Raw genomic sequence first — 22,903 nt, 5'->3', positions numbered from 1 at the left:
AGGCTTAATAAAAAAAGGACCAGCAAAGCCAGTCCTCATTCATTTTTTGGTTGATTGATTTGCTATTAATTTCTCACTTTGCCTGAGCCAGTAACCTTAGTATCCTTGCTTGTTGGTGTGCCAGAATAGTTTACATTACCAGATCCAGAAACTCTTGCTTTTAGTTTGCCATTACAAACCACATTGACGTTTCCTGAGCCAGCGATTTTGGCTGTAACGTTCATGCTTTTTAAGTTTTTACCATTAAAATCACCAGAACCGGCAATTTTAGTACTTAAATCCTTTGTTGAGCCGCTCAATTCAATATCACCAGAGCCAGCAATACTGCTTTCTACAGTGTTAGAACTGATGTTTAAGTTAATATCACCAGAGCCTGCCAATGACACTTCAAACTCATCTGTATTAATTGTTCCTGAGTTTTCTATATCACCAGATCCGGCAAGCGAAACAGAATTTATAGACTCATAAGGTACGGTGACTACAATAGTTTCTGTTGGTTTTATATTAGTGCCTTTTTTTACTTTAACCACAAGATTCCCGTCTTTAACTTCGGTTACGATGTAATCCATAAGGTTGGCATCTCCCTTAATGGTAATAGAACCTTCTTTACCTTCAACTAATTTAAAATCCATTGGCCCTGCAGCTTTTAAGCCATCGTAAGGTCCTGTAGTTCTTGTTATTGTAGTGATGTTGCCATCACCTTTAACTTTTTCCCATTTATCCCACTGTGCACAAGATGTTGATACACATAGTAAGAATACTAATACTGTGATTGATTGTAATGCTTTCATTTGTTCGTTTTTTTATGTTGGTTATGTATTTCGATGCCGTGATTTAGTTTTTCGTAAAACTAACGCTTCCGTATTCTGATTTAATATTTACCATATTACCAGAGTTTTTAGAACCGTAGTAGCCTTTATATTTCTTTTCAGAATGATTAGCTTCCTTTAGTGTGAAATTAAAACCATCAGAATCTCTTAGTGAGCAATAATCTAAATCTATATCAAAATTGAAATTGTAGCCAGCGTCATACCCAATGGTAATACCTGTAAATTCAGAATCAATATTTATGTTTTTTGCTTTTGAAGTCATACGGTCAATTTTTAAGGATCCATAGTTAGATTTTACATCTATATTCTTAAAAACATTTCCTAAACGCAAGCCCAAATAATCACCATTTCCTTCAACATTGTTGACATTTTCGATCTTTAAAGCACCATAGTCGCAGTTGTATTTTACATTTTCCACAACTTCTACTATCGACTTTGAATAATCGGCATATATGTCTAAATTTTCTGCTTTTGCAATGGTATAGCCACTATAGTCTGCATTAATTTTAGCACTTTTGATATACTCAAAATAACAGTTGTTGGTATAATCAAACCTAAGTTCATTATTGTCTGCCATGAGTTCTTTGGTAGTGATTTTACCATAATCACAATTGATTTTTGCTCTTCCTTCTAGCTTATCTAGGTTAATGGCTCCATAGTCATTGTTTAAATCCACGTTGCCAGATATTGGCATTTTAATAACGTAGTTGATTTCTAACTTAAGGTTCATCTTTTTGCCCCAGTTCCACCAGCTTTTTTCCTTCTTTTCAATATTGGTAATGGCAGAAACCAAATCGTTACTTGCAGAAAATTCTACGTCTATACCATCTAAACGTTCTTGTACTTTTTCAGCATCATTACCAGATACTTTAATGGTAATATCAAAATCAATTCTATTTTCATTCCATGTTACAATATCCAAGTTGCCATAGCTGTTTTTCACTTTGAGTGTAGCGTTAGGGGACACATTAAATGATTTTTTAATGTTGCGTTCTTTTTCTGTCTTCGTAGCATCTTTTCCTGTGTTTGCCAATGCTATAAAAGGCATTAACAAGAATAATAATGCTAATCTAAATTGTATTTTTTGGTTCATCGTTGTTGGTTTTTAATTCTTTAATAGTTTCAATTTGTTCTAAGACTGTATTTAAAATATCAATCCTATTCTGAAAGTTGCTGATCATAGCGTAGATAACACGTTGGTCATTATTACTTTCATTTAAATCAGTTTTTAAATTTTGATACTCTTTTTCTAAAAGTTCAATTCTGTTTAGAGCATCTGTGATCACTTTTTCGGTTAAAGGTGAACGTTCGTTGTTCAGCTTTTTTAATTCAGTTTGAATTGTAGCAGTGAAGAAATCTTGGGCTTCAGACATTTCTGGTGACACGCTTGCCAAATCCATAGCTTCGGGTTCGCTTTGTAATGTTGCAAACACACTGAAGCAAATGACCAAAGAAGCTGCAATGGCTAAAAACGGTTTCCAATTAAAGCGAGATGTCATTTCAGAATCAACAGAAGCTGAATCACTGGCTGTTAATTTATCTAAAAACCGGTTTTCATGCCCTTTGTTAGGTTCGTTTATATCAAACTCTCCTTTAAGGTTATCAAATAAATCGTTTAAAGTATCTTTTTGCATCGCTTTAAAATTTAGGCTGTTTGCATTAGTTTTTTACGTAAACTTTCTTTTGCTCTAGAAATCATTGTCCTGCAACTGGCATAAGAAATATCCATTATGTCACAGATTTCTTCATAATCGTAACCTTCAATAAGGTGTAAAGACAATCCTAAACTATAGTTAGGTTTCAAGGTTTTCATAACCTTTAATATGTGCTTTACTTTATCCGAATTTTGGCTACATTCTTCAATGCCGTTGTCATCTTCAACTTTGTATATTACGGTTTCTAAAGGCACTTCATTTTGCTTGGCGGTCTTATTGTAATGTGCAATACTATTGTTCACTACTATACGTTTTAACCAAGCACCAAATAAATTGGTGTCCTCTAGAGTATTTAACTTTGTAAATGCCGTTAAAAAAGACTCTTGCATTATGTCCTCAGCCCTATAAGAATCCTTTACAATCCTTAAGGCTGTATTATACATAGCTTTGTTGTATCTATTGTAAATTTCCAACTGCGCACGTTGGTTACTAGATTTACAAAGCAATAATAACTGTTCGATATCTTGATTGGTTGATGTCAAAAAAACAATTGCTTTATTCTAAAGATGAGGTTGAACTTAGATTGTTACAGTTTGCATAAAAAACTTTTAATTTCTATAAAGGTAATGGCATAACAATTGAAATTATACTAGTGTGAATAACTTTGAATATCTTCTAATCTGTTGATATTCAGTATAAAGTTAATTATTAATACATTTAAACAAACGCTAGTCTGTAAATTTTAATGACAGAATGGCTTAAATATACTATGGGAAAACAAAAATTTTTAGGACTTGACAGTTTGTCATTTCAGGATTTTGACGAAAATTCAGAGTTGATTCCTTTGATGACACCAGAAGATGAAGAGTTAATAAATAATGAAACTTTACCAGAATCCTTGCCGATTTTACCACTTAGGAATACGGTTTTGTTTCCAGGAGTCGTCATTCCGATTACGGCTGGTAGAGATACATCCATCAAATTGATTAATGATGCCAATAAAGGTGGAAAAGTTGTTGGTGTGGTTGCTCAAAAAGATGAAGCGGTTGAGAATCCTTCAGCAAATGATATATATAAAGCAGGAACCGTAGCTAGAATCTTGAAGGTGTTGAAAATGCCAGATGGTAACACAACCGTTATCATACAAGGTAAAAAACGATTTGAGATAAAAAAGGTTATACAAGAGAAGCCTTATTTGACGGCTACAATTTCAGATTTGCCAGAAGTTAAGCCAGAAACCCAAAATGAGGAGTTTTCTGCTATAATAGATTCTATTAAGGACTTGTCATTAGACATTATAAAGGAAAGCCCAAACATCCCTTCTGAGGCAAGTTTTGCCATAAAGAATATTGAGAGCAATTCGTTCTTGGTCAACTTTGTATCATCAAATATGAACTTAAAGGTTGATGAAAAACAAAAGCTGTTGGTAATAAATGATCTTAAGGAGCGTGCGCTTGAAACCTTAAAATTTATGAATCTCGAATATCAAAAGCTAGAGCTTAAGAACGATATTCAGAGCAAGGTGCAGAGCGATATGAACCAGCAACAGCGTGAATATTTCTTGCATCAGCAGATGAAAACCATTCAAGAAGAATTGGGTGGAGGAGTCTCTTCTGGTGAAGAAATCGAAGAAATGAAAGCGCGCGCCAAGAAAAAGAAATGGGATAAAAAGGTAAAAGCGCATTTCGATAAAGAATTATCTAAGATGCAACGCATGAATCCTCAGGTTGCTGAGTATTCTATTCAACGTAATTATCTAGATTTATTTTTGGATTTACCTTGGAATGAATTCACTCAAGATAAATTCGATTTAAAGCGTGCAATGAAAATCTTGGACCGCGACCATTTTGGATTAGATGATGTAAAGAAACGTATCATTGAGTATTTGGCGGTGTTAAAGCTGCGTAATGATATGAAGTCTCCGATTCTTTGTTTATATGGTCCTCCAGGTGTTGGTAAAACATCTTTAGGTAAATCTATAGCTGAAGCCTTAGGTAGAGAATATGTGAGAATATCTTTAGGCGGTTTGCGTGACGAATCTGAAATTAGAGGGCATAGAAAGACTTATATTGGTGCAATGCCAGGGCGAATCATACAGAGTTTAAAGAAGGCACAAACCTCCAATCCGGTTTTTGTTTTGGATGAGATAGATAAATTATCAACAGGGAATCAAGGTGATCCGTCGTCTGCGATGTTAGAAGTGTTAGACCCTGAGCAAAACAACGAATTCTACGACAACTTCTTGGAGATGGGTTATGACTTGTCTAAGGTAATGTTTGTGGCTACAGCCAATAGTTTAAATACCATTCAACCAGCATTAAGAGATCGTATGGAAATCATTAATGTTACGGGTTATACCATTGAAGAAAAGGTTGAAATCGCCAAACGTCACTTATTGCCAAAGCAGTTGAAAGAGCATGGTTTGGATAGTTCTAACCTTAAAATCGGAAAACCTCAATTAGAAAAAATCGTTGAAGGTTACACGCGTGAGTCTGGTGTTAGAGGTTTAGAGAAGCAAATTGCGAAAATGGTACGTTATGCGGCCAAAAACATTGCGATGGATGAGGATTACAACGTAAAAGTGTCTAATGAAGATGTAGTTGAGATTCTTGGTAGCCCGAAGTTAGAACGCGATAAATACGAAAACAATAACGTAGCAGGTGTTGTCACAGGCTTAGCTTGGACTAGAGTAGGTGGTGATATTTTATTTATAGAATCAATTTTATCTAAAGGAAAAGGCAATCTCTCTATCACAGGTAACCTAGGAAAGGTTATGAAGGAATCTGCCACTATTGCCATGGAGTATATTAAATCCAATGCAGATAAATTTGAAATCAACCCTGAAGTATTCGAAAAGTATAATGTTCACATTCACGTACCAGAAGGAGCCACTCCAAAAGATGGGCCAAGCGCAGGTGTTACAATGTTAACCTCTTTAGTATCTTTATTTACGCAACGTAAAGTGAAAAAGAGCATTGCTATGACTGGCGAGATTACGTTGAGAGGAAAAGTGTTACCAGTTGGTGGTATTAAGGAAAAAATTCTAGCGGCCAAACGTGCTCGTATTAAAGAAATTCTACTTTGTGAAGACAACAAACGTGATATAGATGAAATTAAACCCGAATACTTAAAAGGGCTGACTTTTCATTATGTGAAGGATATGAGCGATGTTTTAGATATCGCGATCACTAACCAGAAAGTTAAAAATGCAAAGAAACTTTAAATTAATTCTTTCTATAGTTGTTGTTCTGTTGGCAGGTGCACTGGCTTTCGGACAAGAAGAAAAGGTTGAATATAAAGATGTGGTTCTAGACGGTAAACCTGCAAAGCTTAATGTGGTCACTGGTGAAATTACTTTGGTAGATCCTAAGCCAGATAAAAAGCCTAAAGTTTCGAAAGCTGATAATTTTGAGAAAGAGGAAATTAATTCCAATTTTCATATCGTTGAAGAGAATGAAACTTTACTCGATATTGCCAACCGATACAATACAACTTTAACGGAATTAAAAAGAGTTAATAATTTAGAATCGACCTTAGTTGAAAAGGGTCAAAAGCTTCGGGTTAGAAACTTTGATGTAGTTGAAATTGAAGAAGCCAAACCTGAAGTCTTAACGCAACCTTCAACATCTAAAGCAAAAACTAAAAGTTCTTCCGATTTTCATATCGTAGAAAAAGGACAAACCTTATATAGTCTGGCCAATCGTTATGGACTAACAGTAAGTGAACTTAAACAGCAAAACGATTTAACGTCAAATTTGATTAAGGTTGGTCAAGAGCTAAGAGTTGCTAATTTTAACTCTAATATTGGTAAAAGTGATTTATCTGTATGGACTGTTTCTAAAGGTGATACGCTTTACAGCATTGCCAAGAAAAATGGACTTTCCGTTGAGCAACTTAAAAGCTTTAATGGCTTAACCAGTAATCTTATAAAAGTTGGTCAGGTATTGCGATTACAATAGAAAAGGACCTCACTCAAAAAATAAAAAAATCATATCATCGTTTTAAGATAGATTTAGTTATTTTGCATCGTTTATGATTAAGAGGCTTACCCAATTATCTATTATGCTATTGGCATTACCAGTGTTTGCACAATTGGGTGGCGAATCTACTTATCAATTTCTTAATTTAGTATCCTCACCAAGACAAGCAGCCCTAGGAGGTAAAATCATAACTAATTTCGATCACGACGTTACGGAGGCGCTCTACAATCCAGCTTCGTTAAATTGGCAAATGCATAATCAAATGGCGGTTAACGTGTCTAGTTTTTTAGGAGGCATAACTTACGGAACCGCAGCTTACGCCTATACTTGGGATAGACATATTCAGACTTTTCATTTTGGTGTTACCTATATCAATTACGGTACTTTTGATGGTTATGATGTTAGTGGAGTTTCTACAGGAAGCTTTAGTGGTAACGAAGCGGCTATTTCTGCAGGTTATAATTACAATATTCCATTTACGGATTTCTATGTTGGCGCCAATGTAAAAATCATTACATCCTTATTAGAACAATATAATTCCATAGGTGGAGCAGTGGATTTAGGAGCTATGTATATTAATGAAGATTTAGACTTTCATGCCGCTTTAACTGTAAGAAATATTGGTACTCAGTTCACGACTTACGCTGGTCAAAATGAACCTTTGCCATTTGAAGTTAATTTCGGAATGTCCCAGACCTTAGAAAACGTTCCAATACGTTGGCATCTTACTCTAGAAAATTTACAAAAATGGCCTATTGGCATATCGAATCCTGCTAGAGCAACCACGGATTTAGACGGCAATCAAACCCAAGAAAAGGTTGGTTTTTTCAATAACGCATTGCGTCATTTAATTTTGGGAGCAGAATTATGGCCAGAACGTGGCTTTAACTTAAGATTAGGTTATAACTTTAGACGAGCAGAAGAATTAAGAATTGTAGACCAAAGAAATTTCTCAGGGCTTTCAGTTGGTGTTGGTATTAGGTTGAATAAGATGCGATTTAGTTATACACACGCCAGATATACCAGTGCTTCTAATACGAGTTTCTTTGGACTTCAAATTGATTTAGATGGAAGACGATAATTTAAATTGAAAGGAATGTCCCCTTGAGGGGACTTTAGGGGTGTTTTTATCTTTACAGTAATCACTATGCAAATTTTAAACAATTATGAATAAAATCATCATAGCCATAGATGGATTTTCATCAACAGGAAAAAGTACGGTTGCCAGGCAGTTAGCCAAAGAGTTAAATTACATATATGTTGATACTGGTGCTATGTATAGAGCAGTGACTTACTTTGCTTTGAAAAATGACTTAATTGGTGAGGGTTTCTTTCATTCTGAAAAACTTATAGAAAGGCTTGATGACATTAATATTACGTTTAAGTTCAATGAAGACCTTGGTTTTGCGGAGGTGTATCTAAATGGAGAGAACATTGAGAAGGACATCCGAACTCTTGAGGTCTCTCAATATGTTAGTCCGGTTTCCACAATTTCTGAAGTACGTCAAAAATTGGTAGAACAACAGCAATTAATGGGAAAGGGCAAAGGAATTGTTATGGATGGTCGCGATATTGGTACAGTTGTATTTCCTGATGCAGAACTCAAAATCTTTATGACCGCATCAGCTGAAACAAGGGCTAAACGACGATACAAGGAGTTATTGGAACGAGGACATAATTTGAGCTATGATGAAGTTCTAGAGAATGTAACGACAAGAGATTATATAGATTCTACAAGAGAAGATTCACCATTGATGAAAGCTGAAGATGCTATTGAAATTGATAATTCAGACTTAACAATCGAAGCTCAACTCGATAGTTTGATAAAACTAGCAAAAGCTATAGCATAAAAAAAAGCGACTGCACTTCGAGAACCTCAGTGATCAGTCGCCTTTTTAAGTTGTAAATCTTTCTATTAAAGATTAGGAATAATCAATTCCTGATCTGGATAAATTAAATCCGGATTCTTAAGAATATCGGTGTTGGCCTGATAAATCTTTTGGTACTTAGATGGATCACCGTAGTAGTGCTTAGCAATCTTACCTAAAGTCTCACCTGAAGCAACCGTATGTCTTGCATATACAGACTCGTCAGCAACTTTAATGTCAGCCATTATATCAGAAGGACTATCTCCACCAGCAGCTTTTATAGCGTCCCATAATAAGTTCTTTTCATATTGTGTCTTTGCAGTTCCCCATATTTTTAATTTGCCATCTTCCACTTTTACATCACCATCTTGAATTCCTAGTGTTTCACCTAAGTCTAATACGCCTTGGTATTTTTCTCTAACCATAATTTATTGTTTTAATTTAGTGTTAATACTTCTTGTAAATATACCAATTTTTAGCATCATATGGTATATCCTAATTATAGGACACTGGTTTTGGTGGAAAGTCACTATTAGGAAATCTTTTTTTATAACCTATCGTATTGTGTCCAGATACGATTGCCATTTTCAAAATACCATACTTCAAGTACATCTGTATTTAAAGAATACTCTTATGTATAAGAATTATTATTTACGGTTGTATATAGTAATCCGTTATTTTCAATATCTAAAGTAAAAACACCATCTGTAATAATACCACTAGTATCATTAAAAGTATATTTACCAATTGAATCAAGCTCATTTGAATCCTCCATAAATTTTATTGTTTCACAACATAAGGCTTCTGTAGATGAAACATTGTTAATACCACGTGCGCTTATTTCCCATTCGCCAATTAATCCTGAATTGATAAGAGGATTAATCGGTGCATCATCATCACTACAATTGGTTAACATAGGTACTAATATTAACAGGTATAAACTAATTTTTTTCATGTGATATGTTTTTCTCAAAATTAAAAATTGTATCATTTGCACTACAATGGGAAATGTTATGATTGCATCATTTTAATGTAAAGTAGTTTAAATAATGGCTCAGTAATTTGTTAATTGATTGAAAATGATTAATTTTGCGCTCCTTTTTAGCGAAGTATTGAAAGTAGAAAAGGAAATAAAACAAATTTAAATTAATAAACTTCTGTTAGTCATTCGCTAGTCTTTCTAATGCTACAGAATACAAATTTTATTCAGCACATGTCTGAAAAAGAAACAAAACAAGCGGAAGCCGAAGTTGCGGCAGAAGCAAAAGAAACAGCTACGGCTGTTGCACCTCACGTAAGTGAAGCGCAAAAAAATCCGGAAAAATTCTTAAAGGAGTTCGATTGGCACAATTACGAAGAAGGAATTGAGCAAGTAGCGGACAAGAAGTTAGAAGAATTTGAAAAATTAGTATCTGAAAATTTCGTTGACACTTTAGATGACGAAGTTGTAGAAGGTGAAGTAATTCACATTACAGATAGAGATGCTATTATTGACATTAACGCAAAGTCTGAAGGTGTAATCTCTCTTAATGAGTTCCGTTACAACCCAGATTTAAAAGTTGGTGACAAAGTTGAAGTATTAATTGACGTACGTGAAGACGCAACAGGACAGTTAGTATTATCTCACAGAAAAGCTCGTGTAATCAAAGCATGGGACAGAGTAAACAACGCACATGATACAGGTGAAATCGTAAATGGTTTTGTGAAATGCAGAACTAAAGGTGGTATGATCGTTGACGTATTTGGTATAGAAGCATTCTTACCAGGTTCTCAAATCGATGTGAAGCCTATTAGAGATTACGATCAGTACGTAAATAAAACTATGGAATTTAAGGTTGTTAAAATCAATCACGAATTCAAAAACATAGTTGTTTCTCACAAAGCGCTTATCGAAGCAGATATTGAAGAGCAAAAGAAAGAAATCATTGGTCAGTTAGAAAAAGGACAGGTCTTAGAAGGTATTGTGAAGAACATTACTTCTTATGGTGTGTTTATCGATTTAGGTGGAGTAGATGGTTTAGTTCATATTACAGATTTATCTTGGTCTCGTATCAACCATCCAAATGAGATAGTTGAGTTAGACCAGAAATTAAATGTTGTAATCCTTGATTTTGATGAGAACAAATCTAGAATCCAATTAGGTCTTAAGCAATTATCTAAGCATCCTTGGGAAGCTTTAGGCGAAGATGTAAAAGTTGGAGATAAAGTTAAAGGTAAGGTTGTTGTAATCGCTGATTACGGTGCATTTGTTGAAGTAGAAGAAGGTGTTGAAGGATTAGTTCACGTAAGTGAAATGTCTTGGTCAACGCATTTACGTTCTGCTCAAGATTTCGTATCGGTTGGTGATGAGATCGAAGCTCAAATCTTAACTTTAGATAGAGAAGATCGTAAAATGTCTCTTGGTATTAAGCAATTAACACCAGACCCGTGGACAGATATTACTAAGAAATATCCTGTAGGTTCTAAGCACACAGGTATTGTACGTAACTTTACAAACTTTGGTGTATTTGTTGAATTAGAAGAAGGTATCGACGGATTAATTTATATTTCAGATTTATCTTGGACTAAGAAAATTAAGCACCCATCAGAATTCTGTAACGTAGGTGATGAGTTAGAAGTAGTTGTTTTAGAGTTAGATGTAGAAGGACGTAAATTATCTTTAGGTCATAAGCAAACTACAGAAAACCCTTGGGACAAATATGAAACTGAATTTGCTTTAGGTACAACTCACAAGGCTGCCATTACTGAAATGGTAGATAAAGGAGCAACTATTGATTTCAATGAAGACATTACGGCATTTGTTCCGCAACGTCATCTAGAAAAAGAAGATGGTTCTAAGCTTGGTAAAGGTGAAGAAGCAGAATTTAAGATCATTGAGTTCAATAAGGAATTCAAGCGTGTGGTAGCATCTCATACTGCAGTATTTAGGGAAGAAGAAGCTAAGATCGTTAAGCAAGCTGTTAAGAAAGCAGAAGCACAAGCGGCAGAAGCTAAACCGACTTTAGGTGATGCAAACGATGCTTTACAAGCACTTAAAGATAAAATGGACGGGAAAAAGAAATAATTTTTCTTTAAATTTTTAATATAAGAGCCTCTCGATTTTCGGGAGGTTTTTTTATTTTACATTTGTCTCTTATGAAGGTTATTGTTTATATCATTTTAGTAATTCTATTTGCTGTTATGGGCTTTTGGTTTCATAAAGGTTTTTATGAGCTTTCTTTTTCTTTGCTAAAGAATGAGAATGTCACATTAATTAATAGAACTACGGCAGGTCAGTTTAATTCTGATTTAATATTTGCCACTAGTATAGGTTTAATTCCTTTGTTCTATTTAGTTATTGAAAAAATTACAAACATCAAATTCATTTACAAAGGGTTAATAGCAGCCGCAATTATTCTAATAACAGGAATAGTCTTTTGGAGACTGAGAATTTATGGTCTTAACGTTCAGTTTGAAGAATTGGCCTTATACGATTTACCTGATGGTTTAATTCCAGAATTTGATATTGTCCATCTAAAATTTGAAATCTATTTATTTATGGGATTCATTGTAGGGACATTAATAAGCATTTTAATTTTTAGGGATCACAATAAACCTTTGTTAAATTAAAATCTAAAAATTACATCAAATTCCCTAACTTTGCGAACCAATAACGTTTGGATACTGCATGAGTCAAAAAGTATTACTTAACTCTAAGGAAGTCGATATCACACTACATAGATTGGCTTGCCAACTTATTGAAAACCACGATGATTTTTCTGAAACAGCTTTAATTGGTATACAACCAAGAGGTAAGTTTTTGGCCAATCGTTTGGCACAAATGCTCACAAAGGATTACAACATTAAGAATATTCTGTTAGGGCATCTAGACATAACTTTTTTTAGAGACGATTTTAGAAGAGGAGAAAAACCACTTGAAGCTAACACTACCGAAATAGATTTTATTGTTGAGGATAAGAATGTTGTTTTTATTGATGATGTCCTATATACAGGGCGAAGCATAAGGTCAGCACTTTCAGCTATTCAATCGTTTGGAAGACCTAATAATATAGAATTATTGACTTTAATAGACAGACGCTTTAGTCGTCATTTGCCAATACAGCCAAATTATAAAGGAAGACAGGTTGATGCCATAGATAATCAAAAAGTAAAAGTAAATTGGGCTGAAAATGAAGGTGAAGACTCTGTGTATTTAATTGATAAATGAAAAATATAAACACAGTTGGAATTAGTGAATAAACAGATAAAAAAGACTGAATACTACCAACTGAATACTAAAACAAATGAGTGAACTAAGTGTAAATCACTTACTGGGAATAAAATATCTTACCGAACAAGATATAGAACTGATTTTTGAAACGGCAGATCAGTTCAAGGAGGTCATTAATAGGCCTATTAAAAAAGTTCCGTCACTTAGAGATATTACTATTGCCAACTTATTTTTTGAAAATTCCACACGCACAAAATTATCATTTGAACTTGCAGAAAAACGTCTATCTGCAGATGTTATCAATTTTTCAGCATCACAATCGTCAGTGAAAAAGGGCGAGACACTTATAGATACCGTGAATAACATCTTGTCCATGAAAGTGGATATGGTAGTAATGCGTCATCCAAATCCTGGTGCTGGTGTGTTTTTATCAAAACACGTCAATGCAAGTATTATAAACGCTGGTGATGGAGCGCATGAGCATCCTACCCAAGCGTTGTTGGATTCGTATTCCATTAGAGAAAAATTAGGCAGTGTAAAAGGAAAAAATGTAGTTATTGTTGGAGATATTCTACATAGCAGAGTAGCACTTTCAAACATTTATGCTTTACAGTTGCAAGGTGCTAATGTTATGGTTTGCGGACCAAAAACACTTTTGCCTAAATATATTAAAGAGCTTGGAGTAAAAGTTGAAACCAATCTTAGAAAAGCACTAGAGTGGTGCGATGTCGCCAATATGCTGCGCGTACAGAATGAACGCATGGAAATAAGTTATTTTCCAACCACTAGAGAATACACGCAACAATTTGGTGTAAATAAAGAATTGCTGGATAGTTTAAAAAAGGATATTGTAATAATGCATCCAGGACCTATAAACAGAGGTGTGGAGATAACGAGCGATGTGGCGGATTCTAAGCAAGCCATTATTTTAGATCAAGTGGAAAACGGTGTAGCGATAAGAATGGCCGTTATTTACTTACTCGCTGCCAAAATAAAACAGTAAGGTATGATTGTAGATAGAGATGGGAATATTACCATAATCGCCCAAGAGAAAGCCTCAGTAAAAACACTGGTAAATAATATAGAGGTTGGTTATCATAAGTATAAAGATTATCACCTCATTGTAAGATTATCTAGTCTTGAAAAGATTTTGCTCAAAGATATTATAGAGTTTTTAAGATTAAGTAATAACCACCGCGCTGAAAAAAAATCCTTCGTTATTGTAACTAGTCAAGCGGATTTAGACCAAATGCCAGATGAGTTAGTTGTCGTACCTACTTTGCAAGAAGCCTACGACATCATTGAAATGGAAGATATTGAACGCGATTTAGGATTTTGAAAATGTTAAGCTGTTGGTCGTTAAGTTGTAAAGTAGAATTATTAAAGACAACTAAATGACTAAACAACTAAACGACAAACTATGAAATTAACCATTCTCGGCTGCCACAGCGCTACACCACGCACCAATACCAATCCTACATCTCAAGTATTGGAAATAAAGAACCACATGTTTCTTATTGATTGTGGTGAAGGCACTCAGGTAGAATTGCGTCGCAATAAAATTAAGTTTTCAAGGATTAAACACATCTTTATTTCACATCTTCATGGCGACCATTATTTTGGTTTGGTTGGTTTGGTGAGTACTTTTAGGCTTTTAACACGAGAAACTCCACTTCATATTTATGGACCAAAAGGCTTAAAAGAGGTCATTACCCTCCAGTTAAAGCTTTCGGATTCATGGACTAATTATCCTTTGATTTTTCATGAGTTGACATCAAAAAAATCCGAACTGATTTATCAGGATGACAATGTGGAAGTACATACCATTCCATTAATTCATCGTATTTATACCAACGGATTTTTGTTCAAGGAAAAGAAAAACGAACGCAAATTAGATATTGCTGCTGTTTTAAGAGCTAACATTAATGTGGCTTATTATCGTAAGTTAAAACAAGGTTTTGACGTCGAAAATGAAGAAGGAGTTCTTATAAAAAACGAATCAGTAACCAAGGATCCTATACCACCAAAAAGTTATGCCTTCTGTAGTGATACAGTTTATAACGAAGCCATTATACCATTGATAAAGAATGTTTCGGTCTTGTATCACGAATCTACATTCATAGATAAAAACGAAGCCCTTTGCATACCCACTAAGCATAGTACTGCCAGACAAGCTGCTCTTATAGCTAAAAAAGCGAATGTGGGAACTTTAATTCTGGGGCATTTCTCAACGCGATATAACGGTTATGATGAGTTTAAGTCAGAAGCCAAAGAAGAGTTTGATAATGTGCTTTTGGCACAAGATGGTAAGTCTTTTGAGTTTTAATTAAATTCTTTTAAATTCTGTACCCAATTAATAGCTTCGCCCAAGCTAAATGCTCTTTTCATAGGAATGGAAGCAATATTCTTTTCAATATTAGCGCTCATATATGTAGAATCCCTATAGCTAACAATACAAGTTGCTATTAAAATACTATCATCTTTATCAAAATAAGACCAAAGCACAGGGTCAATAGAATATGCATTTACACGGTTTGCGATATACGCTAAAGCTTTATGTGTACCGTAATAAGCTCTAAGCGAATCCAATAGGGTATTCAGCTTTTCCCCGTTAAAATGTTCACCTTCATTGATTTCCATAATAAAGAAATCGCCACAGAGATAATAAGAACCAAAATCTAAAACAATTTTATCGTAAGCAATGGATTTTGAGTGAGGTGAGTCTTCAAATCTCATTTAGTAATTTAGTTAGATTTTTAAGATGGTTTTCAAATCTACACTTTTTTTGACAGAAACAAAATATTGAACTAACTTCGTACATATATGGAAAAAGACTTAGGCAACTACAGAAAATCTTACGAAAAAGGGGAACTATTATTGGATAATGTACCTGTTAATCCAATGGAGTTATTCCGAAATTGGTTTGTAGAAGTTGATACACACTTCAATGTCGGTGAAACCAATGCCATGACAATTTCTACCTTAGGATTAGACGGCTACCCAAAGAGTAGAGTAGTGCTGCTTAAAAAGTACACACACGAAGGTTTTATTTTCTACACCAACTATAATAGTGAAAAAGGAAAAGCTATAGATGCCAACCCTAATGTATGTCTATCGTTCTTTTGGCAAGCAGCCGAGCGCCAAATCATTATTAAAGGAAGGGCAGAGAAGATTGCCGAAAATCTAAGCGATGGTTATTTTGAATCACGTCCTCGTGGAAGTCAACTCGGTGCAATAGTTTCAGATCAAAGTGAAGTCGTTAAGGATAGATCTGAACTTGAGGATAAGCTAAAAGCACTTGAAGCTAAATACGAGGGTAAGGACATAGAACGACCAAAATATTGGGGAGGTTATATAGTAAAGCCTGTTGAGATTGAATTTTGGCAAGGCAGACCTAACCGATTACACGATAGAATCCGTTATCAATTACAATCAAACTTTGATTGGAAGATTGAAAGATTATCACCTTGATTCTCTTCTTGCATTATCGATGAAATGCAAATTCTCTTAACTTTTTATTCTAATATTCTTACAAAATAATTCATTTTATCGAATTATAACGCTTATAAACGTACAAATTCGAATAATAATGTATATTCACAATGAAATGAGTTGGTTATTTAATTGCCCCAATTATTTAAATAACCAATGTAAGTAATAAACAATTTAGACTCCAAATCTAAATTACCTAATTAACCTACTTATGAAAGTAACTAAACTATTGCCATTTATGGCCATTGTTGCCCTCTTAGGCTTTACATCTTGCTCAACAGATAGTATTGATGATCAAATCAATGCTATAGAAGTGCCAGTGGCACCACAAGCAAAACAGATTGAAATTGAAATCATGGAGCTCATTAATGATTATAGAATTAATGAAGGCTTATCTCCGCTCAATGACCACAGTACGGTTAAAGCTGTGGCGTTTACACATACAGATTATATGATAGAAGAGGAAAATGTATCTCATGATAACTTTTTTCAGAGAAAGCAGAGTTTACAGCTTAATGCTAATGCTAACATTGTTTCTGAGAATGTAGCTTATGGGTTTAGCTCTGCTGCATCAGTGGTTAATGCTTGGCTAAACAGTCCAAGCCATAAAGAAAATATTGAAGGCGATTATACAGATTTTGACATCTCAGCCGAACAGAATAGTGAAGGGAAGTGGTATTTTACCAATATCTTCATTAAGCGTTAAACCGCAATAAAAGTTGATTAATAGCAAGAAAAAGCCATAATGAAAGTTGTGGCTTTTTTTAGTTTATTTTTTTAAACTCAAGCCACTCTAATGGTTTTTGTAATGCCATTATGTTAAACTCCAGATGAATGACTCTTCTTCTTTTATTGTTTGTGGTTTTATTTGATGCATGAAATAATAAGGGCTTCATTAACATTATTCCACCTTGCCTAACTTCACAGATGGTTTCACTTTTCAAATTTAAATCTTCTGATTCCTTTTTGATAATACCCTTTGAATGAGATTTAGGGATAATTTTTAAAGCACCATTATCTTTTGTTGTATCGTCTAAATGTATTCTGACGGTAATAGTATTTTGAAGAATTTTTTCAGGTGGCTGAACTCCATATTGACCTTTCTTGTATGTCCAATTTTGATAACCATTCAGTTCAACTTTTTTATTTACAGAAATACTCAAATCCTGATGATAAGCAACAAACCAATTTGATTTCGGAGGTTTGTCAAAGTAAATGGCTTTAGTTATAAAGTACCTAGACTTATAGAGTCTGTTTAAAATATGAATTAAATTGTCATTGAAAATGTAGTGCATTAATTCAGGAACTACCTTTAATAATTGACGAATAGCATATATACTTTTATTTTTCGAAATAGGATCTTCGTCCTTAACTACTGTGTTTTCAATACAATTAATAATAGAACTTATTTCTCTTGTTGAATAAATATCCTCAACTGTTGAATAACCAAGATTTTTTAATTCGTTTACATACTTATCCACTTTCATATAATAAAAATAATATATGGTTTACTTATAAGTATTTATTTAAGATTAATTTATTAATAAAAAAGCAAGCCTGTTAGAGCTTGCTTTTACTTAAGTAATTTTGAGAGTAAAATTATTCTTTTACAATATAGAAGTAAGAACGTCTGTTCAGTTGATGCTCTTCCTCAGTACATTTTACACGGTTAGCACATTTATTTAAAAGTTGTGATTCACCATAACCTATTGCGCTTTCAATTCTACTTGCGTCTATACCTCTAGAGATGATATAATCTCTTGTGGATTTTGCACGTCTGTCAGAAAGTTTCATGTTGTATCTGTCACCACCACGACTGTCTGTATGAGATTCAATTTTAATTACCATGTTAGGGTGTTTGCGCATTACGTCTACTATGTTCTCAAGTTCGTATTGTGCATCTGTTCTAATGTTCCATTTGTCAAAATCAAAGAAAATAGGGTTAATAACGATTTGGTTATCTATAATCAGAGGTTCTAACATTAAATCTACAGTATTGACTTTTTCATTATCGAAAGCCGTTGTCACTGCTTGTTGGTCTTCTTTATAGTCTGGCTTGTTACCAACTACAGAATAAGTTTTGTTGCAATCTACAGTAAAGGTATATTCACCACCGTCTTTAGTGAAAAATTCTTCTACAACTTTTCCGGTTTCATCAATTAAGCGTACCATAACACCTGTTAGTATAATATTGGTTTTGCTATCTCTTGCTACTCCAGCAATGTATTGTTTACATTGTTGTGCGTTAAAGCTATAGATGTCATCACTACCTTTACCATTTGGTCTATTGGATGAGAAATAACCTTTTTCGGTTTCAGAATCCATAAAGAATGCAAAATCATCATAACCACTGTTATATGGCGATCCCATATTTTCAGGTTCTGTGCGTATGCCTTTTAGAATATCGGACTTAAAAATGTCTAATAAACCTAAGTTCAAATGGCCGTCAGACGAGAAGTAAAGTGTATTGTCTTTTGCCACAAAAGGAAACATTTCACGTCCTTCGGTATTAATTTTTTCTCCAAGATTTTCAGGTTCGCCATAAGTGCCGTCTTCATTGATTTTTACAGCATAAATGTCTGATTGCCCTAAACCACCTTCGCGATCAGAGACAAAGTAAAGAGTTTTATTATCTGGACTTAAAGCTGGATGCCCAGTGGAATACACATCATCATTAAAAGGAAGTTCTACAACATTAGACCATTGATCATTTTCTAAAGTTGCCTTATAAAGCTTAAGGTGTGTCGTTCCTTCATTATCGTATTTTAATTTATTGCGCTTGTTAATGTTATCTCTTGTAAAATAAAGAGTTTTGCCATCATTGGTAATAGCTACAGAAGCTTCATGGTACTCTGTATTAATAGCGCTAGATGAAATCTCTGAAGATGAACCATAGGTAATTAAACCGTTATCGTCCGTAAGAGGTACTTCAAATAAATCTAAAAAAGGTTCTTTGTTCCAGCTATATACTTTATTATCATCACCTCTGGCAGATGCAAAGTATAAGGTGTTGTCAAAAATGTAAGATCCAAAGTCCGAATTTTCAGAATTAAATGGAAGGTTTTCAATATTTACAATAACCTTATTTTTAGTGGTAAGTTTGGCGTACAAATCTACTTCATCAGGATTATATCCTTTCAACCTGCTATCGCCTTGTTGCGCAGCACTTAATTCTTTAAACCATTTATCGGCTTCATCATATTTACCTATACTTCTTAGTGATTGAATGTATTTGTAAAGATATTCGGCATCTATATTTTTATGTTCTTTTAAGGCTTCGCCATACCAATAAGCTGCTTTTTCAGAATTTGAATTATTATAGTAAGCATCTCCTAAACGCGTTAGTACATGCACACTATTGTCACCATTTTCAACTGCTTTTTCGTATAGCTCTATGGCCTTTATGTAACCATAGTTCTCAAAAAACTTATCGGCCAACTTAGTTTGCGAATAAGAAATTGAGTAGCCTAAAATAAATATGAAAGTTATAATCTTTGTTTTCATAACACAATTCTTTTAGAAGTATCTAGGTGATTTTATACGTTTACTCTTAAATACTTCAAACATAAGCAGCACTTCGTGGGTACCACTTGTATAAGGTCTTAAATCTGAAATTGGATATTCGTAAGCATAGCCAATTCTCATTTGTTTTGAAATTTGAAAATCCGCTATACCACCAATTGCAGCTGCCGATTCGTTGATTCTATACCCTGCACCAATCCAAAAGGTTTCGTTAAATAAAAAGTTAGCGGAAACATCAAAGGATAATGGTGCACCATTGGTCGCTTTTAATAATACAGAAGGTTTTAATTTTGTCGTTTCACTTAAGTCGAAAACATAGCCACCAGTAATATAATAACTAATACGTTCTAACGCTACATAATCTAATGTACCTTGTCTCCCATTATTATAATCTGTGTTAAGTATTCTTGGCGCTGAAAGACCAACATACCAACGTTGTGAATGCCAATATAAACCAGCACCAACATTTGGACTCCAACGATTAGAAACATCATTGAAAAATGGGTCATTTACTACAGATGGGTCGTTGAGTAACTCTTCATCCAAATTATAATGTGTAAACCCAGCCTTTAACCCAAAAGCTAATTTAGAGTTGACTCCAGTTTGAATGGTATATGAAAAATCACCATATATGTATGAAAAGTTTTCATAACCCAATTCATCATTTATAAATGACAATCCTAAACCAATCTTTTCATTTCTCAACGGAGTATGAATGGATAAAGTCTGTGTCTCAGGACCACCTTCTAATCCAACCCATTGACTTCTGTGTAAGCCAACAGCGCTGAATGTTTCTCTACTGCCTGCATAGGCAGGGTTTATAGAGATGGTGTTAAACATGTATTGCGTAAATTGGGGTAGCTGCTGTGCAAAAGCAGTAGACACTCCCAAGATAAATATTACAATACTTAATAATTTAGGTAACTTCATCGGTCAAGTTTATTTGTTTGTTGCTACGTAGATTGGACCAGCAAATGGTTTTAATCCACTATCTCTAAAATTAATTATATAGTAGTAGGTTCCAGTTGGGACTTTTCCGGAATTTCCTACCGATGATCCGTGTGCATCACCGTTCCAATCGTTTTGGTAATTTCTAGATTCGTAAATCTTTGCTCCCCAACGATTAAATATTTCTACTTCTATTGTAAATCCACAGAATTCAAGACCAGTGACTGTAAAGAATTCATTATGATTATCTCCATTAGCCGTTACTGTTTTTGATATAATAACGTTGTTTTCATCACTACAAGGTAATACTGTACATTCGTCATCAACGGCAACAGTAACTTCAGCTTCTGAAGGGCAAGGCCCTTCCGTTATAGAATACTTAAACACATAGTTGCCTACTGTAACTGTAGAAGGGTCAAATAAGCTTCCATTTATAGTTGCATCTCCAGATTCTACAGTCCAAGTTCCATTCATGTCAAAATCACCAGAAAGTAAATCGAATAAATCGAATTCAATATCTAAAATACAGCGTGTTGTATCAGAGGCTTCTATAACATTGCTTATTTCTACTGAAATAACTTGTGAAAAGTCCGCGACATTACCACAATCATCAGTTACGGTCCAAGTTCTAATGATTTCATAATCCTCTAAATCATTTGCTTGAGTAGATGTTTCATTGAATACAACATCTATATCGTTAGAACATTCATCCTGGAATACTAAGTTTGGAACTTCAGGAATATCATTACAAGCTACTGTAATATTTTCATCAAAAGGTGTAACCAAAGCAGGTGGAGTAGTATCTCGTACGGTTATAATTTGAGTATGCTCAATTTCATTAGCGCAGCTGTCCGTAAATTTCCAAGTACGCTCAATAATATAATCACCTATGCAAGCTCCAGCAATAGTATCCTCATTAAATAAGAGCGTAACTTCACCACAAATATCAGATGCAGTCAAGGTTGCTGCTTCAGGTATAGCATCACATTCCACTTCTATGTCAACAGGTAATGATTCATTAAATGTAGGTGGTGTAGTATCCACTACCGTAATTGTTTGAACAGCAGACGTAGAATTACCACATTCATCCGTAGCGGTCCACGTTCTGGTTATCGTTTTTGTATTTCCACAAGCAGCAGATTCCATATCAGTTTCAGTAATAACCACACTACCACATGTGTCAGTGCCAGTAGCTATTCCTGTGTTGGCACTAGACTCATCCTCTCCACATTCAATGATGACATCTGCAGGAGCCGTGATCGTAGGCGGTGTTGTATCCACAACGGTAATGGTCTGTGTATCCGAAGCTGTGTTCCCACAGGCATCAGTGGCAGTCCAGGTACGTGTAATCGTTTTCGTGTTCCCACAAGCCGCAACTTCAGAATCAGACTGAGTGATAGTCACATCACCACAGGTATCCGAAGCTGTAGCGATACCAGTATTGGCAGAGGACTCATCGTCGGTACACTCAATAGTGACATCTGCAGGAGCCGTGATCGTAGGCGGTGTTGTATCCACAACGGTAATGGTCTGTGTATCCGAAGCTGTGTTCCCACAGGCATCAGTGGCAGTCCAGGTACGTGTAATCGTTTTCGTGTTCCCACAAGCAGCCGTCTCAACATCAGATTCGGTAATGGTCACATCACCACAAGTATCCGAAGCGGTAGCGACACCAGTATTGGCAGAGGACTCATCGTCGGTACACTCAATAGTGACATCGGCAGGAGCCGTGATCGTTGGAGGTGTAGTATCCTCAACGGTAATGGTCTGTGTATCGGAAGCCGTGTTTCCACAGGCATCGGTAGCTGTCCAAGTACGTGTAATCGTTTTCGTGTTTCCACAAGCGGCCGTCTCTACGTCACTTTCAGTAATGGTCACATCACCACAAGTATCGGAAGCTGTAGCGACACCAGTATTGGCAGAGGACTCATCGTCCGTACACTCAATAGTGACATCTGCAGGAGCCGTGATCGTTGGTGGTATTGTATCCACAACGGTAATGGTCTGCGTATCGGAAGCTGTGTTTCCACAGGCATCAGTAGCTGTCCAAGTACGTATAATCGTTTTAGTATTGCCACAAGCCGCCGTCTCAACGTCACTTTCAGTAATAGTCACATCACCACAAGTATCTAAAGCGGTAGCCACACCAGTATTGGCAGAGGACTCATCGTCGGTACATTCAATGGTGACATCTGCAGGAGCCGTGATCGTTGGTGGAGTCGTGTCCTCAACGGTAATGGTCTGTGTATCGGAAGCCGTGTTCCCACAGGCATCTGTGGCTGTCCAGGTACGTGTAATCGTTTTAGTATTCCCACAAGCCGCCGTCTCAACGTCACTTTCAGTAATAGTCACATCACCACAAGTATCTAAAGCTGTAGCCACACCAGTATTGGCAGAG

The 22,903-nt window shown here is 35.2% G+C and carries 23 protein-coding genes; 12 read left to right on the top strand and 11 right to left on the bottom strand.

Translation table 11 applies throughout. The features are described 5' to 3' along the window. Nucleotides 1-65: 65 nt before the first annotated feature. Genes F1003_RS02960 through F1003_RS02945 form a run of 4 tightly spaced genes read right to left on the bottom strand, consistent with a single transcriptional unit; the run spans nt 66 to nt 3,027 of the window. Nucleotides 66-791 (bottom strand): head GIN domain-containing protein, encoded by a 726-nt coding sequence (locus F1003_RS02960; RefSeq protein ID WP_155087727.1) that lies wholly within the window; start codon nt 789-791, stop codon nt 66-68. A gap of 43 nt (nt 792-834) precedes the next feature. Then, a complete protein-coding gene (locus F1003_RS02955; protein WP_155087726.1) occupies nt 835-1,923 on the bottom strand; it encodes a hypothetical protein in 1,089 nt (362 codons plus the stop codon). After that, nucleotides 1,901-2,464 (bottom strand): hypothetical protein, encoded by a 564-nt coding sequence (locus F1003_RS02950; RefSeq protein WP_155087725.1) that lies wholly within the window; start codon nt 2,462-2,464, stop codon nt 1,901-1,903. The genes F1003_RS02955 and F1003_RS02950 overlap by 23 nt, the downstream gene beginning before the upstream one ends. An 11-nt stretch (nt 2,465-2,475) precedes the next feature. Continuing rightward, nucleotides 2,476-3,027 carry an RNA polymerase sigma factor gene (locus F1003_RS02945; RefSeq protein ID WP_155087724.1) on the bottom strand — a complete coding sequence of 184 codons (552 nt, stop codon included), beginning with the start codon at nt 3,025-3,027 and terminating at the stop codon, nt 2,476-2,478. A 227-nt stretch (nt 3,028-3,254) separates the two neighbouring features. Between F1003_RS02945 and lon the strand changes: the two genes are divergently transcribed. From lon to cmk, 4 genes are all read left to right on the top strand, one after another. Then, a complete protein-coding gene (gene lon / locus F1003_RS02940; protein WP_155087723.1) occupies nt 3,255-5,708 on the top strand; it encodes an endopeptidase La in 2,454 nt (817 codons plus the stop codon). Further along, nucleotides 5,692-6,444 (top strand): LysM peptidoglycan-binding domain-containing protein, encoded by a 753-nt coding sequence (locus F1003_RS02935; protein WP_155087722.1) that lies wholly within the window; start codon nt 5,692-5,694, stop codon nt 6,442-6,444. Before lon ends, F1003_RS02935 begins: the two co-directional genes overlap by 17 nt. Before the next feature lie 73 nt (nt 6,445-6,517). Next, nucleotides 6,518-7,546, top strand: a complete 1,029-nt coding sequence (gene porQ, locus F1003_RS02930) for a type IX secretion system protein PorQ (protein ID WP_155087721.1) — start codon at nt 6,518-6,520, stop codon at nt 7,544-7,546. 85 nt (nt 7,547-7,631) lie between these two features. After that, nucleotides 7,632-8,315 (top strand): (d)CMP kinase, encoded by a 684-nt coding sequence (cmk, locus tag F1003_RS02925; RefSeq protein ID WP_155087720.1) that lies wholly within the window; start codon nt 7,632-7,634, stop codon nt 8,313-8,315. Nucleotides 8,316-8,380: 65 nt separating this feature from the next. Here the strand turns inward: cmk and F1003_RS02920 are convergent, their stop codons facing one another. Together F1003_RS02920 and F1003_RS02915 are read right to left on the bottom strand one after the other, a co-directional pair. Continuing rightward, the gene (locus F1003_RS02920) at nt 8,381-8,758 is read right to left on the bottom strand and encodes a LysM peptidoglycan-binding domain-containing protein (RefSeq protein WP_155087719.1); all 378 of its coding nucleotides are present in this window, start codon (nt 8,756-8,758) and stop codon (nt 8,381-8,383) included. Between the two features lie 206 nt (nt 8,759-8,964). Next, a complete protein-coding gene (locus F1003_RS02915; protein WP_155087718.1) occupies nt 8,965-9,249 on the bottom strand; it encodes a hypothetical protein in 285 nt (94 codons plus the stop codon). Between the two features lie 297 nt (nt 9,250-9,546). On the opposite strand from F1003_RS02915, the gene rpsA reads away from it, so the two are divergent. The 6 genes from rpsA to F1003_RS02885 all read left to right on the top strand — a co-directional run bounded on the left by rpsA (nt 9,547) and on the right by F1003_RS02885 (nt 14,869). After that, the gene (gene rpsA, locus F1003_RS02910; RefSeq protein WP_155087717.1) at nt 9,547-11,397 is read left to right on the top strand and encodes a 30S ribosomal protein S1; all 1,851 of its coding nucleotides are present in this window, start codon (nt 9,547-9,549) and stop codon (nt 11,395-11,397) included. A gap of 71 nt (nt 11,398-11,468) precedes the next feature. Then, nucleotides 11,469-11,942 (top strand): hypothetical protein, encoded by a 474-nt coding sequence (locus F1003_RS02905; RefSeq protein ID WP_155087716.1) that lies wholly within the window; start codon nt 11,469-11,471, stop codon nt 11,940-11,942. Nucleotides 11,943-12,000: 58 nt separating this feature from the next. Then, entirely contained in the window at nt 12,001-12,540 is a 540-nt protein-coding gene (gene pyrR, locus F1003_RS02900; RefSeq protein WP_155087715.1) for a bifunctional pyr operon transcriptional regulator/uracil phosphoribosyltransferase PyrR, read from the top strand. A gap of 76 nt (nt 12,541-12,616) precedes the next feature. Further along, nucleotides 12,617-13,546 (top strand): aspartate carbamoyltransferase catalytic subunit, encoded by a 930-nt coding sequence (locus F1003_RS02895; protein ID WP_155087714.1) that lies wholly within the window; start codon nt 12,617-12,619, stop codon nt 13,544-13,546. A 3-nt stretch (nt 13,547-13,549) separates the two neighbouring features. Beyond that, the gene (locus F1003_RS02890) at nt 13,550-13,882 is read left to right on the top strand and encodes a ribonuclease Z (protein WP_155087713.1); all 333 of its coding nucleotides are present in this window, start codon (nt 13,550-13,552) and stop codon (nt 13,880-13,882) included. A gap of 81 nt (nt 13,883-13,963) precedes the next feature. Then, a complete protein-coding gene (locus F1003_RS02885) occupies nt 13,964-14,869 on the top strand; it encodes a ribonuclease Z (RefSeq protein ID WP_155087712.1) in 906 nt (301 codons plus the stop codon). Here F1003_RS02885 and F1003_RS02880 read toward each other — a convergent pair. After that, nucleotides 14,866-15,279: a hypothetical protein gene (locus F1003_RS02880; RefSeq protein WP_155087711.1), complete on the bottom strand. Its 414-nt coding sequence runs from the start codon at nt 15,277-15,279 to the stop codon at nt 14,866-14,868. The two genes, F1003_RS02885 and F1003_RS02880, sit on opposite strands and share 4 nt — an antisense overlap. 87 nt (nt 15,280-15,366) lie before the next feature. On the opposite strand from F1003_RS02880, the gene pdxH reads away from it, so the two are divergent. Together pdxH and F1003_RS02870 are read left to right on the top strand one after the other, a co-directional pair. Further along, complete coding sequence (gene pdxH, locus F1003_RS02875; protein ID WP_155087710.1) at nt 15,367-16,014, top strand: pyridoxamine 5'-phosphate oxidase; 648 nt, start codon at nt 15,367-15,369, stop codon at nt 16,012-16,014. A 232-nt stretch (nt 16,015-16,246) separates the two neighbouring features. After that, on the top strand, nt 16,247-16,741 hold the full coding sequence (locus tag F1003_RS02870) for a CAP domain-containing protein (RefSeq protein ID WP_155087709.1): 495 nt from the start codon (nt 16,247-16,249) through the stop codon (nt 16,739-16,741). 58 nt (nt 16,742-16,799) lie between these two features. On the opposite strand, the gene F1003_RS02865 is transcribed toward F1003_RS02870, so the two are convergent. The 4 genes from F1003_RS02865 to F1003_RS02850 form a co-directional block, all read right to left on the bottom strand. Beyond that, nucleotides 16,800-17,522, bottom strand: coding sequence for a phytanoyl-CoA dioxygenase family protein (locus tag F1003_RS02865; protein WP_155087708.1), 723 nt, complete (start codon nt 17,520-17,522; stop codon nt 16,800-16,802). 112 nt (nt 17,523-17,634) lie between these two features. Beyond that, on the bottom strand, nt 17,635-19,539 hold the full coding sequence (locus F1003_RS02860) for an OmpA family protein (RefSeq protein ID WP_155087707.1): 1,905 nt from the start codon (nt 19,537-19,539) through the stop codon (nt 17,635-17,637). Between the two features lie 12 nt (nt 19,540-19,551). Then, a complete protein-coding gene (locus tag F1003_RS02855; RefSeq protein ID WP_155087706.1) occupies nt 19,552-20,487 on the bottom strand; it encodes a PorP/SprF family type IX secretion system membrane protein in 936 nt (311 codons plus the stop codon). Between the two features lie 9 nt (nt 20,488-20,496). Beyond that, nucleotides 20,497-22,903 (bottom strand): T9SS type B sorting domain-containing protein (locus F1003_RS02850; RefSeq protein ID WP_155087705.1); only part of this gene is annotated, 2,407 nt, incomplete at its 5' end.

It is taken from the genome of Winogradskyella ouciana, assembly GCF_009709615.1.
GTDB classification, from domain to species: Bacteria; Bacteroidota; Bacteroidia; order Flavobacteriales; family Flavobacteriaceae; genus Winogradskyella; species Winogradskyella ouciana.
Note: the sequence above shows the minus strand (reverse complement) of the source record. Positions and strands in the feature narration are given on the sequence as shown.

What these genes read in the sequence shown, in the direction of transcription:
- F1003_RS02890 (WP_155087713.1), top strand. Translation starts at nt 13,550, where the DNA reads ATGATTGTAGATAGAGATGGGAATATTACCATAATCGCCCAAGAGAAA.
- lon (WP_155087723.1), top strand. Translation starts at nt 3,255, where the DNA reads ATGGGAAAACAAAAATTTTTAGGACTTGACAGTTTGTCATTTCAGGAT.
- F1003_RS02920 (WP_155087719.1), bottom strand. Translation starts at nt 8,758, where the DNA reads ATGGTTAGAGAAAAATACCAAGGCGTATTAGACTTAGGTGAAACACTA.
- F1003_RS02870 (WP_155087709.1), top strand. Translation starts at nt 16,247, where the DNA reads ATGAAAGTAACTAAACTATTGCCATTTATGGCCATTGTTGCCCTCTTA.
- F1003_RS02955 (WP_155087726.1), bottom strand. Translation starts at nt 1,923, where the DNA reads ATGAACCAAAAAATACAATTTAGATTAGCATTATTATTCTTGTTAATG.
- pyrR (WP_155087715.1), top strand. Translation starts at nt 12,001, where the DNA reads ATGAGTCAAAAAGTATTACTTAACTCTAAGGAAGTCGATATCACACTA.
- F1003_RS02885 (WP_155087712.1), top strand. Translation starts at nt 13,964, where the DNA reads ATGAAATTAACCATTCTCGGCTGCCACAGCGCTACACCACGCACCAAT.
- porQ (WP_155087721.1), top strand. Translation starts at nt 6,518, where the DNA reads ATGATTAAGAGGCTTACCCAATTATCTATTATGCTATTGGCATTACCA.
- cmk (WP_155087720.1), top strand. Translation starts at nt 7,632, where the DNA reads ATGAATAAAATCATCATAGCCATAGATGGATTTTCATCAACAGGAAAA.
- rpsA (WP_155087717.1), top strand. Translation starts at nt 9,547, where the DNA reads ATGTCTGAAAAAGAAACAAAACAAGCGGAAGCCGAAGTTGCGGCAGAA.
- F1003_RS02860 (WP_155087707.1), bottom strand. Translation starts at nt 19,539, where the DNA reads ATGAAAACAAAGATTATAACTTTCATATTTATTTTAGGCTACTCAATT.
- F1003_RS02935 (WP_155087722.1), top strand. Translation starts at nt 5,692, where the DNA reads ATGCAAAGAAACTTTAAATTAATTCTTTCTATAGTTGTTGTTCTGTTG.
- F1003_RS02855 (WP_155087706.1), bottom strand. Translation starts at nt 20,487, where the DNA reads ATGAAGTTACCTAAATTATTAAGTATTGTAATATTTATCTTGGGAGTG.
- F1003_RS02905 (WP_155087716.1), top strand. Translation starts at nt 11,469, where the DNA reads ATGAAGGTTATTGTTTATATCATTTTAGTAATTCTATTTGCTGTTATG.
- F1003_RS02895 (WP_155087714.1), top strand. Translation starts at nt 12,617, where the DNA reads ATGAGTGAACTAAGTGTAAATCACTTACTGGGAATAAAATATCTTACC.
- F1003_RS02960 (WP_155087727.1), bottom strand. Translation starts at nt 791, where the DNA reads ATGAAAGCATTACAATCAATCACAGTATTAGTATTCTTACTATGTGTA.
- F1003_RS02880 (WP_155087711.1), bottom strand. Translation starts at nt 15,279, where the DNA reads ATGAGATTTGAAGACTCACCTCACTCAAAATCCATTGCTTACGATAAA.
- F1003_RS02915 (WP_155087718.1), bottom strand. Translation starts at nt 9,249, where the DNA reads ATGTTAACCAATTGTAGTGATGATGATGCACCGATTAATCCTCTTATC.
- F1003_RS02950 (WP_155087725.1), bottom strand. Translation starts at nt 2,464, where the DNA reads ATGCAAAAAGATACTTTAAACGATTTATTTGATAACCTTAAAGGAGAG.
- F1003_RS02865 (WP_155087708.1), bottom strand. Translation starts at nt 17,522, where the DNA reads ATGAAAGTGGATAAGTATGTAAACGAATTAAAAAATCTTGGTTATTCA.
- pdxH (WP_155087710.1), top strand. Translation starts at nt 15,367, where the DNA reads ATGGAAAAAGACTTAGGCAACTACAGAAAATCTTACGAAAAAGGGGAA.